Raw genomic sequence first — 11,231 nt, 5'->3', positions numbered from 1 at the left:
AACTGCTGTATTTGTGGATCTGTAAACCATTCCTGATTACCAAAATGTACTTCATCACCTCCAATATGAATATAAGGAGAGGGAAACAAAGTGATCAGTTCATCCAGCACATCACTTATGAAACGAAACGTTTCTTCTTTGCACGGGTGAAAAGTAAAATCTTTCCATCGTCCTTCACCCCCACCAGACAATTCCGGATAAGCACGGCAAGCAGCAGTGGCATGTCCGGGCATATCAAATTCCGGCACAATCATTATGTGTCGTGCAGCTGCATAAGCAACAATATCTTTAATATCCTCCTGCGTATAGAAAGCAGCAGGTGCCGATGGATCATGATAATTCCCTTTAGATCCAACCTTTGTCAACAGAGGATACTTCTTTATTTCAATACGCCATCCCGGTTCATCCGTCAGATGCCAATGAAAAACATTCAGACGAAGAGAAGCCATTATATCAAGCAATTGCTTGACTTTCTCCTTGCCAAAGAAATGACGGCTCTCGTCGAGCATAAAACCCCGCCACGAATAACGGGGAGCATCATTGATTACACAAGCGCTCGTAGTGCCTTTCCCGGAACGCAAAAGTTGCTTCAAAGTTTCTTCTCCCCGGAATGCTCCGGTTACAGTAGCCGATTGAATAAAAACAGAATCGGGAGTTATCTCCAAACGATAAGCCTCATCAGCCCCCGTAGTGCAATCCGGTGCAATACGCTGTACCACTCGTGACGGAAGTACATTATTGGTCTCAAGTGCCTTATTTTCGGCAATAGACAGTACGAACTCTCCTTTTGCCGGGCGATATTGTGCCGGTTCAGGAATCACATTTTGTGCAGAGATAAAGACTGGCAGAAAAAGACTCACTGCCAACAGGTTAATTTTAGTTGTCATCATTGATATATTTTAAAACAATTTCCCATTTCAAATTCCAGTACCCCGCCTTTCACGATCTCATCATGCGTTATCCACAAACGGTTCAATTTCTTACCGTTCAATGATACCGACTGGATATAGATGTTCTGAGGCGAGTTATTATGCGCTATGATTTTGAAATTCTTACCGGAGTAGAAATGCGTATCCAGGTTTATCTCTACGCTTTCGAAAACAGGGCTGGTAATCTCATAACGGGGATTTCCCGGACAAACCGGATGGATGCCCATAGCGGCCAATACATACCATGCCGACATCTGCCCAACATCTTCGTTTCCGCACAATCCCAGAACATCGTCACCATAAGCTTTATCACAAATCTTTCTCGTCCACTTCTGTGTCAGCCACGGGCAAGAAGAGTAATTGAAAAGGAATGGTACATGATGGTTTGGTTCATTAGGATGATTATAATAATCATTCCACAAAAAATCCTCCGGAACATTGGCAAAGAACTCTTCCAATTCCGCATCAAACTTCTTTTGTCCTCCCATCAGCGCTTTCATTCCGTCAATATCATGAGGGACAAACCAACCTTGCTGGAAAGGATTGCTTTCCGTAGTACCCTGATCCTGTGCCGTACGACCTCGCCAAGGCAACCAGCCTCCACCCTTCACACGGGCACGGAACCACTGCACGCTGTCGCACCACACATTCCGGTAAGCTTTGGCACGCTTTTCATATTCAGCTGCTTCTTTCTTTTTGCCCAAGGAACTCATGAGTTGTCCTAAGCACCAATCCGTATAAGCATACTCCAACGTATGGGAAAGACTGCCGGGAGTATATCCCAGGTCTCCATTACCAAACTGCTTCTGTGTATTCGCAGCATATTCAACGGCTTTCTGTACATCATACTCCCGGATCCCCTTTTCATAGGCATCCGCCAGCACCGAGATAGCGGGATTTCCCAACATACAGCCGGAATATGCATTCACTACTTCCCAACGCGGGTAATACTCCTTCCCACTTAATTGCGCAATCTGAATCAAAGAGTTTATCTCATCATTCACCAATCGGGGATTAATCAATGTTTGCAATGGAAACTGGCTACGGAATACATCCCAACCGCTAAATACAGTACGATAAGTAAAATTCCCAGTCTGGTGAATCTTCTTATCCGCACCTATATATCGGCCGTCACAATCAGAGAAGCAGCGTGGATCGATCATTGTATGATACAAAGAGGTGTAAAAGATAGTCTTATCCCTTTCGCTTCCCTCAACCTTCACCGAAGAGAGTGCCTGATTCCACAGATTACGTGTATTTTCTTTTACCCGCTCAAAATTCCAGTCCGGAATATCCTGTTCCAGATTGCGCTGGGCACCTTCCATGCTGACAAACGATATACCGCACTTCAGTTGCACCTGTTCGTCTTTCCGGGTAGGAAACTCTGTATAAAAGCCCAAGTGCTTTCCCTTTGCTTTCCCGGGAGCAGGTATTATCCGAGCATCCTTAATATAGTTGAAATAGGCCGGATTATCATTGGCATCATTCTTTCTGCTAATACCCTCAGGAATAGAAGCACTCCAAACACCGTATTCCGTCAATGGGAGATCGAAACAGCAATAGAAGTAAACGGTATAATCAGATTTACCCGAGCCATTTCCCCAACCTCCACAAGCGGGCGTGCATTTCATCCATCCCCGAATCGTATATTCGTCTACTTTTTCCACATACTGTTCATCGGATGTGCCACCAATTCTACGGGCCAGATCGATCTGGATACGTGACTTTTCCGACTCCGGATATGTGAAACGCAGAATCCCCGAACGAGGTGCGGATGTCAGTTCCACTTTCACCTGATAATCTTGCAAGTATACCGAATAGTATCCGGCCTGTGTAATCTCCGTATCATGAGAATATCTGGAACGGTAACCTTCCTCCGGTTTATTTTCGGTTCCCTTGAATGTCCGTAATGGTCCGGTGGTAGGCATTACCAGAAAGTTTCCGAAATCACCATACCAGCCGATACCGCTTAAATGCGTAAAGCTGAAGCCTTCGATAGTAGAATGATGCCACGAATATCCGGGACCATTATCGCCACCGGTTTTAGTATCCGGACTCAACTGTACAAGTCCGAAAGGAGTACAACTTCCCGGAAAGGTTTTCCCCAATCCATGCCCCGACTTTCCGGCCTCTGCCGAAGTTGAAGCACCAATAATCGTATTGACATAATCCACCGGCTCTTTTTGAGCAAATGACAAAATAGAAAAAGAAATCAATAAAGCCGATAGCCAAGACCTGCCATGTTTCATAGAATAATAAAATAGAAAAAATTACCGGATATGTTTTTTAATTAACGGATATAATACTTCCGCATAGCGCATAAAGCCCAGATCTGTAAAATGAATACCATCAACAGTAGCCTCACCATCGTGCCCGATGATATCCTTTGAAGAAAGAAGATAGATATTCTTCTCACCCGTTTTCTTCATTGACTGGAAAATAGCCGCAATCGTTTCATTTTTAGCTTTCACTTCCCGAGCAACCCTTTTATCAAAACGGGAATGAGTGAAAATAGGATCTTCTACAAAAAGTATGGGAGTATCGGGATGTTTGCTGCGAACGATAGAGTAAAATTTCTCCGCCCGTTCTTTCATCTGTTCCACTGTGGCGTTAGGAAGGAAATCAAGCACAAACATGGAAGCATCGACCGTAGCTATAAGTTCCGCAATCTCCAGATCGAGCAAAGCATTACCGCTAAACCCTAAATTGATACATTCACGATTGAGCCAACGTTCCAGAATATTTGTATGGGCCATTCCGGGACGGGAAGCACAACCACCCTGCAAAATACTGGTCCCATAAAAAACAACGGGCTTCTCACGTACCGGCAAATCAACAGCAGGCTGGTCAAGCGTAGAAAGGCTATCCACACCGATTGTCAATGAGGTGACCCCGTCATACAAAGAGAGATATAAAAGATATTCCCGTTCTTCAGGATCCATATTCTTCACGATAGTAGCTTCATTTACCTTTCCCTGAGGACGCCCGCTACCGGCAAAAACCCACTTACCATCTTGCAGACAATAAAGATCCAATCCCTTGATTCCGGTAGGAGTCATGTGGTTCATGCTTCTGTTATCCCTCACTTCCCACTTTGCCCCAATGCATGTAGAGTTGGAACGGAAGCGCAAAGCAAGTCCGGCACTATTGCGTCCTAAATCCCAAAGCGGTTTGCGGGAAACCGATTCCAAAGAAGCCGGAAGGCGTTCGTAACGGGTAAGAGTAGCATCCGTTGCCTTGCCCAACAAGGGGAAAACGGAAGCATCGCGATAAAGAAGTTGGGCCTGAGTGGATGCAGCCAGCAACAATCCCAAAATAAAAACTCTGATTCTCATGATTAGTAGATATTAAGATGATTCAAAGGTACACTGAAAAACTGCATTTATAAACAGTTTTACATCAATTAACAGGTAATAGACCTCCTATTATGGCTCCACAGCTCTTTTGAGTGCATTCACACTTATTAACCGTCTGAAGTTTGCTTTATTACGAAATATTCGTAGTTTTGTGTCGAATTCATTTTAATACTTTATTTCCATGGAAAAGTTGACTATACAAGAAGAAGAAGCAATGATTTACATTTGGGAACTGGGCAGTTGTTTCGTAAAAGACATTGTTGCCAAATATCCCCAACCGGCACCTCCCTACACTACCGTGGCTTCCATCATTAAAAACCTGGAACGCAAACAGTATGTTACAGCCGCTCGCGTAGGGAATACATATCAATACACACCTGCCATTCGTGAAAGCGAATACAAGCGTACCTTCATGAGCGGCTTCGTGCGTAACTACTTTGAAAATTCTTATAAGGAAATGGTTTCTTTCTTTGCCAAAGAGCAAAAGATTTCAACTAAAGACCTGAAAGATATAATAGATATGATTGAAAAAAGATAAACATAAAAAAGAATCGCATGAAATACTATTTTTCTTTATTAGCTTGTCTGGTAAGTTTCATTGCTCACGCACAGACTACTTACTCCTATAGAGTAGAAGGCGAATTGACAGATAATTCGTTTAATGGAAAAATGTTATACATCATGCGATATGATGACAATCGCTATATTGATAGTACCCGAGTTGAAAATCAGAAGTTTGTATTTGAGGGACGGACTGCAATCCCCTCGTTTTGTCGAATCGATGCAGGACGCAACTATGGCAACTTTATTTTGGACGAAGGAACTATAAAAGTCAATCTATATACTCATGTCCCTACGGGTACAAAACTAAATGAAGCTTTCAACAAGACGATAGCTACAGTCGACAGTATCCGAAAAAAAGGATTCGCACATCTGGCAGAACTTAAAAAAGAAAAGCCGAATGCAGAAGACTGGCAACCGGTATGGGCAGAATATTATGAGCAGAAAATCCGCCCATCACTCCTTGGATATCTAAAACAACAAATTATATCCAACAAGGATAATGGTGTGGGAGAATATGCTTTCAGAGATTATAGTATGGCATGTAATACCGATGAAATGGATGCTCTTCAGACAGAAATAGGCAATTGGCTGAATTCCTTAAAAACAGTACAGGCAATAAAAGCACGTTTCGAAGCACTAAAGAGCACTGCAGTAGGCAAGCCGTTTGTCGATATAGCCGGTGAAGACACAGAAGGTAAAGAAACACGATTGTCTGATTTTGTAGGCAAAGGTAATTATGTTCTTGTTGATATGTGGGCAAGCTGGTGTGCTCCATGCCGGGAAGAAATACCCAATTTAGCAGAAATCTACAATACATATAAAGACAAAGGCCTGGTTATATTAGGTATTGCAACCTGGGATAAAAAAGACAGAATTATTAAAGCGATAGGAGATCTGAATATGACATGGCCACAGCTACTGGATACCCGACAAAAAGTAATGGAACTTTATGGCGTCAATGGTATCCCGCATATCATTTTATTTGCCCCGGATGGTACTATTGTTGCGCGCAATCTCAGGGGAGATGAAATGAAACAAAAAGTGGCTGAGATTATGAAAGACAAATAATAACAAAACAAATCAAGATGTTAGCTTATTTTCTAAAAATCAATGTAGCCATTGCGCTATTTTATGCGTTCTACCGGCTATTTTTCTATAAAGACACGTTCTTCACGTGGCGCAGAGCCGCTTTGCTCTGTTTCTTTGCCATTTCTGCCGTCTATCCGCTACTGAATATACAGACATGGATCACGGAACAGGAGCCTATGGTAGCCATGGCAGATTTATACGCTGACATCGTTTTACCGGAATTTACGATAACACCGGAACAGGCAACTTCCGACTGGAAAACCCTACTGCTCCAAACGGTCGGTTTTGCTTATTGGGGAATGGTAATTGTATTAGCGATCCGCTTTTTCATACAGTTGGCTGGAATTATCCGTTTAGCTTTCCGTTGCCGGAAAGCAAAGATAGGAAATACGAATGTACATCTGCTCAGACAAGCAAGCGGACCTTTTTCCTTCTTCCACTGGATTTTTATCCATCCGACTTCACATACAGAAGATGAACTAAGCGAAATATTAACCCACGAACAAACTCATGCCAACCAATGGCATTCCATTGATGTACTTGTCAGTGAGATTGTATGTATATTTTGCTGGTTCAATCCTTTTGCCTGGCTCATGAAACGGGAAATCCGCACTAATCTGGAATATCTGGCGGACAACCGCGTACTGGAAACCGGACATGACTCTAAAGCCTATCAGTATCACCTGTTAGGATTATCACACCATAAGGCTGCAGCAACTATCTATAACAGTTTTAATGTATTACCTTTAAAAAAACGCATCAAAATGATGAACAAAAAGAGAACCCGAGAAATAGGGAGAACTAAATACCTTATGTTTCTCCCCTTGGCAGCCTTACTTATGATAATCAGCAATATCGAAGCCGTGGCCCGTACCACGAAGGAGATGGCAAAAGATGTCATAGAAGCTGTAGAAGAGAATCTGGCGTCCAATTCAACAACGCCGGAGATGGAAGTTGCTACTGAAGCAATACCGGTGGAAACGCCCATATCACAACAGGATAAGGACAAACTCGTGACCTACAAAGGAAAAGTAGTGGATAAAGACGGAAAGCCGGTGGAAGGCGCCGAACTTCTCATTGATGGTAGCCACAAACTCCCTCAAAATCAATCATTTGTTACAGACAAAAATGGGAATTTCTCTTTCATGGCTTTTGAGAATGCCCATATAGGAGTCATATGGAATAAAAACGATAAATATATGCTGAAAGGAATCCGATACGATCAAAAAGAGAGAACCAATCTAAAGATCGTCATGGATGACCAATGGCAGAATCCGCCTTCCAATGATCCTAACAACCCGGTGTTTGAAGTAGTAGAAATAATGCCTGAATTCCCTGATGGCGGCATGTCAGGACTGATGCAATTCCTGTCGAAAAACATTCAATATCCCATTAATGCACAGAAAAACCATACGCAAGGTCGAGTTACAGTGCAATTTGTCGTCAATAAAGATGGCTCAATTTCTGAACCCAAAATCATTCGTGGAGTCGATCCGGATTTGGATGGTGAAGCTATACGTGTTATCAGTTTAATGCCTAAATGGAAACCCGGCATGCAAAAAGGCCAACCTGTCCGAGTTAAATATACGGTACCTGTTATGTTCCGCTTATCGGATGATGGTCAAAAAGAGGAGTATAAGCCTATACCTAAAATTGATGAAACCGTTGTTGTGGGGTATGCCTCCAAACAAGCTCCTGCAGAGGAAGACCCAGTTTTTGAAGTGGTTGAAAACATGCCTGAATTTGCCGGTGGCATGGGAGGACTGATGCAATATCTGTCTAAGAATATCAAATATCCGGTAGAGGCACAAAAAGCCGGAATCCAAGGACGAGTCATAATGCAAGTCATCATTGATAAGAACGGTAATGTAACCAATCCCAAAGTTACCCAGCCCGTAGACCCCTTATTGGATACAGAAGCAATTCGTGTCACTGCAAGTATGCCTAAATGGAAACCTGGTACACAAAGAGGAATGCCGGTCAACGTAAAATATACATTCCCTATCGTATTCAGATTACAATAAAACAATCTCTTTTCAACATTAATTCTCTCTCACATAAAGATTATCTGCAATGTCCTACTCCTGATTTTTAACAGCACAATCAAGAGTAGGATGCAGATAACCATTTATTTATGCATCTTCACTACTTCTGTCGGTGCCATCTCCACATTCCGCTTATCTACTTGGCGAACCACGCTTGCCGCTAATTGCAGGAAAGCGCGTCCGGTCACGGTATTCTCGTCAAGTGCTACCGGAGTACCCTTATCGCCACTTTCGCAAATGCTTTGTACAATAGGAATTTGCCCCAACAAAGGCACATTCATTTCTTCCGCCAGCTTCTTGGCACCTTCCTTTCCAAAGATATAGTATTTATTCTCCGGAAGTTCGGCAGGTGTAAACCAGGCCATATTCTCTACCAAACCGAGAATAGGCACATTCACCTTATCATTGATAAACATGTTGATACCTTTGCGGGCATCTGCCAATGCCACAGCCTGCGGTGTACTGACTACGATAGCTCCTGTCAGTGCCAATGTCTGAACCACTGTCAGGTGAATATCACTCGTTCCGGGAGGAAGGTCGATTAAGAAATAGTCAAGCTCTCCCCAATTCGCATCCCCTATCAGCTGTTTCAAGGCATTGCTTGCCATGCCGCCACGCCACAACGTAGCCTGATCAGGATCAACGAAGAAACCAATAGAAAGCAATTTGATACCATACTTCTCAACCGGTACAATCAGGTCACGACCGTCTACGTGTTCAGCATAAGGACGCGCATCCTCCACCTGAAACATCTTCGGCATGGATGGTCCGAAAATATCGGCATCCAACAAACCAACCTTGTAACCCAACTTCGCCAAAGATACTGCGAGGTTAGCAGCTACCGTTGATTTACCTACGCCACCCTTACCGGAAGAAACACCGATAATATTCTTTACTTGAGGCAATAATTTGCCTGGTTCGGGACGTGCTGCCTGTTTGCTTTCCGTAGTAATGGTTATTTCTACCTCATCAGATACATACGTATGAATAGCCGCCTCCGCTGCCTTTATTACAGATTTCATGAAAGGATCGGTCGGTTTCTCAAATATCAGTGAGAAACTAACTTTCATCCCGTCAATACGTAAATTATCGGCAATCATTTCCGCCTCAACCAGATTCTTTCCGGTACCGGGATATCGCACTGTGGCCAGTGCATCTAAAATTAGTTTAGGATAAAGTGTCATTACTCTTTTTTTATTTTGAAGTTTGCAGCCCACTCCGCTTACTGCGGTTATAACTGCGATACTCATCTAACTCTATTTCCACATCGGGTTCGTGCAGTTCGCCTTCCTTCGGCAGATGGAACTTGATATACTTGATGTTCAATCCACGGTCCAACCACTGTTGCTCGTAATAGGTTTTGATGCTGAGAATTTCATCAGCCATGCCGGAGTGATACAGATCTTCTGTCAGCACATCCATCGGAAGATGATTTTCCTCGATCATACAACGGGTATAAGTGAACATAAAGTTACTATCTGTCTTGAGATGAACAATACCATCCGGTTTTAGGAATTTACGATAACGTTCCATGAAATAAGTGGAAGTAAGGCGCTTGGTAGCTTTCTTCATTTGCGGATCAGAGAACGTCAACCAGATTTCACTCACTTCATTTTCCGAGAAAAAGCGGTCGATTATTTCAATGTTCGTACGCAAAAAGGCAACATTCTTCATGCCTGCCTGTAATGACTCCGTAGCACCGGACCACATACGGGAACCTTTAATATCCACTCCGATAAAATTCTTATCAGGAAACAATCGTCCCAGCCCGACGGTATATTCACCACGTCCGCAACCTAATTCCAAAACAATGGGACGGTCATTCCCGAAGAATGACTCGTTCCATTTTCCTTTCATCTCAAAGGGCACGTTATCTACTGCTGAATAAGGATATTCGAACACATGCGGATAACTTGCCATATCGGCAAACTTCGCTAACTTACCTTTACTCATGCGTTATTCCACAATGGTTACCCAGCCATGCGTGTCAGGTTCGTCACCATATTGAATACCACGCAATTTGTTGTACAACTTCGTGCAGACAGGTCCCGGTTTGCCGTCCTTGGCTATTACATAAGAATGTCCGTTTTCAGGATCATCTATGCGCTCAATCGGGCTAATCACCGCAGCCGTACCACATGCACCGGCTTCCTCGAACGTAGTAAGTTCTTCTTCAGCCACCGGACGACGTTCCACCTTCATGCCCATATCTTCGGCCAACTGCATCAAGCTCTTATTGGTAATGGATGGCAGAATGGAAGTAGACAGAGGAGTAATATAAGTATTATCTTTTATTCCGAAGAAGTTGGCAGCGCCGCACTCGTCGATGTACTTCTTCTCCTTTGCATCCAGATAGAACTCTGCGGAATACCCTGCCGCATGTGCTTCGTGGCTGGCACGCAAGCTAGCTGCATAGTTACCACCGATTTTATAAATACCAGTTCCAAGCGGAGCAGCACGGTCATACTTACGTGTAATGACATAAGGAGTAGCTGCAAAACCGCCTTTAAAGTACGGACCTACCGGAGTAACAAATATCAGGAACATATATTCATTGGAAGGACGCACCCCCACCTGTGCCCCGGTTCCAATCAGCAACGGACGGATATAAAGGGAAGCACCGCTCTCGTAAGGCGGTATAAAGCGTTCGTTCATTTTCACCGCTGTCAGCACAGCTTCTTTGAAACGTTCTGTCGGCAATTCTGCCATCATGATACCACGACACGTAGACTGCAAGCGGGCAGCATTCTCTTCCAAACGGAAAATACGCACCTTACCATCTTTGCCACGGAATGCCTTTAAGCCTTCAAACGCTTCCTGTCCATAATGCAGACAGGTAGCTGCCATGTGCAGATTGATAAGTTCGCTACTGCTGATTTCAAGTTTTCCCCACTCACCTTCGCGGAAATTAATTCTCACATTGTAATCTGTCTTCATGTATCCGAATGACAGATTAGACCAATCTATTTCTTTCATATCTCAAAGTATTAGTAATCTCATTACGTACATTCTGCAACAAATTTAGTCTTTATTCTTCACTTTCCCGCTTCTCCGACAGTAATTTTTCGATTTCCTTGTCAGCTTTGGTCAATTTATCGCTGCAAAACGCAATAATCTCATTCGCTTCCTTTATTTTTTCGGCAAGCGCATCAATTTCCAATTCATTATTGTCTATTTGACGGACAATCTTCTCCAAGCGCTCCATGGCTTGGGAATAGGTTTCTTTTTTCTTTGAAGTAGACATAGGA

The 11,231-nt window shown here is 43.4% G+C and carries 10 protein-coding genes; 3 read left to right on the top strand and 7 right to left on the bottom strand.

Annotated features, from left to right (window positions below; translation table 11 throughout):
• From BACCELL_RS27255 to BACCELL_RS05065, 3 genes are all read right to left on the bottom strand, one after another.
• Nucleotides 1-887 (bottom strand): beta-N-acetylhexosaminidase (locus BACCELL_RS27255; RefSeq protein WP_044153343.1); only part of this gene is annotated, 887 nt, incomplete at its 3' end.
• The gene (locus tag BACCELL_RS05070; RefSeq protein WP_007210517.1) at nucleotides 887-3,178 is read right to left on the bottom strand and encodes a GH92 family glycosyl hydrolase; all 2,292 of its coding nucleotides are present in this window, start codon (nucleotides 3,176-3,178) and stop codon (nucleotides 887-889) included. The genes BACCELL_RS05070 and BACCELL_RS27255, both read right to left, overlap by 1 nt.
• Nucleotides 3,179-3,199: 21 nt before the next feature.
• On the bottom strand, nucleotides 3,200-4,264 hold the full coding sequence (locus tag BACCELL_RS05065) for an SGNH/GDSL hydrolase family protein (RefSeq protein WP_007210516.1): 1,065 nt from the start codon (nucleotides 4,262-4,264) through the stop codon (nucleotides 3,200-3,202).
• A gap of 202 nt (nucleotides 4,265-4,466) precedes the next feature.
• On the opposite strand from BACCELL_RS05065, the gene BACCELL_RS05060 reads away from it, so the two are divergent.
• Genes BACCELL_RS05060 through BACCELL_RS05050 form a run of 3 tightly spaced genes read left to right on the top strand, consistent with a single transcriptional unit; the run spans nucleotide 4,467 to nucleotide 7,962 of the window.
• Nucleotides 4,467-4,823, top strand: coding sequence for a BlaI/MecI/CopY family transcriptional regulator (locus BACCELL_RS05060; protein WP_007210515.1), 357 nt, complete (start codon nucleotides 4,467-4,469; stop codon nucleotides 4,821-4,823).
• Nucleotides 4,824-4,840: 17 nt separating this feature from the next.
• Nucleotides 4,841-5,917, top strand: coding sequence for a TlpA disulfide reductase family protein (locus BACCELL_RS05055; RefSeq protein ID WP_007210514.1), 1,077 nt, complete (start codon nucleotides 4,841-4,843; stop codon nucleotides 5,915-5,917).
• 17 nt (nucleotides 5,918-5,934) lie between these two features.
• The gene (locus BACCELL_RS05050) at nucleotides 5,935-7,962 is read left to right on the top strand and encodes a M56 family metallopeptidase (protein WP_007210513.1); all 2,028 of its coding nucleotides are present in this window, start codon (nucleotides 5,935-5,937) and stop codon (nucleotides 7,960-7,962) included.
• A gap of 104 nt (nucleotides 7,963-8,066) precedes the next feature.
• Here BACCELL_RS05050 and BACCELL_RS05045 read toward each other — a convergent pair whose 3' ends face one another.
• From BACCELL_RS05045 to xseB, 4 genes are read right to left on the bottom strand one after another with little or no spacing between them, the layout of a single operon-like run.
• Nucleotides 8,067-9,167 (bottom strand): Mrp/NBP35 family ATP-binding protein, encoded by a 1,101-nt coding sequence (locus BACCELL_RS05045; protein ID WP_007218763.1) that lies wholly within the window; start codon nucleotides 9,165-9,167, stop codon nucleotides 8,067-8,069.
• 10 nt (nucleotides 9,168-9,177) lie between these two features.
• A complete protein-coding gene (trmB, locus tag BACCELL_RS05040; RefSeq protein ID WP_007210511.1) occupies nucleotides 9,178-9,936 on the bottom strand; it encodes a tRNA (guanosine(46)-N7)-methyltransferase TrmB in 759 nt (252 codons plus the stop codon).
• Between the two features lie 3 nt (nucleotides 9,937-9,939).
• Entirely contained in the window at nucleotides 9,940-10,959 is a 1,020-nt protein-coding gene (locus tag BACCELL_RS05035; RefSeq protein WP_007210510.1) for a branched-chain amino acid aminotransferase, read from the bottom strand.
• Between the two features lie 52 nt (nucleotides 10,960-11,011).
• The gene (xseB, locus tag BACCELL_RS05030) at nucleotides 11,012-11,227 is read right to left on the bottom strand and encodes an exodeoxyribonuclease VII small subunit (RefSeq protein WP_007210509.1); all 216 of its coding nucleotides are present in this window, start codon (nucleotides 11,225-11,227) and stop codon (nucleotides 11,012-11,014) included.
• Nucleotides 11,228-11,231: the final 4 nt, after the last annotated feature.

Origin of the sequence: Bacteroides cellulosilyticus DSM 14838 (assembly GCF_000158035.1) — a bacterium.
GTDB lineage: Bacteria > Bacteroidota > Bacteroidia > Bacteroidales > Bacteroidaceae > Bacteroides > Bacteroides cellulosilyticus.
Note: the sequence above shows the minus strand (reverse complement) of the source record. Positions and strands in the feature narration are given on the sequence as shown.

Bases quoted from the DNA above. Each gene is read 5' to 3' on its own strand.
- BACCELL_RS05070 (WP_007210517.1), bottom strand. From the start codon at position 3,178: ATGAAACATGGCAGGTCTTGGCTATCGGCTTTATTGATTTCTTTTTCT.
- BACCELL_RS05065 (WP_007210516.1), bottom strand. From the start codon at position 4,264: ATGAGAATCAGAGTTTTTATTTTGGGATTGTTGCTGGCTGCATCCACT.
- BACCELL_RS05060 (WP_007210515.1), top strand. From the start codon at position 4,467: ATGGAAAAGTTGACTATACAAGAAGAAGAAGCAATGATTTACATTTGG.
- BACCELL_RS05055 (WP_007210514.1), top strand. From the start codon at position 4,841: ATGAAATACTATTTTTCTTTATTAGCTTGTCTGGTAAGTTTCATTGCT.
- BACCELL_RS05050 (WP_007210513.1), top strand. From the start codon at position 5,935: ATGTTAGCTTATTTTCTAAAAATCAATGTAGCCATTGCGCTATTTTAT.
- BACCELL_RS05045 (WP_007218763.1), bottom strand. From the start codon at position 9,167: ATGACACTTTATCCTAAACTAATTTTAGATGCACTGGCCACAGTGCGA.
- trmB (WP_007210511.1), bottom strand. From the start codon at position 9,936: ATGAGTAAAGGTAAGTTAGCGAAGTTTGCCGATATGGCAAGTTATCCG.
- BACCELL_RS05035 (WP_007210510.1), bottom strand. From the start codon at position 10,959: ATGAAAGAAATAGATTGGTCTAATCTGTCATTCGGATACATGAAGACA.
- xseB (WP_007210509.1), bottom strand. From the start codon at position 11,227: ATGTCTACTTCAAAGAAAAAAGAAACCTATTCCCAAGCCATGGAGCGC.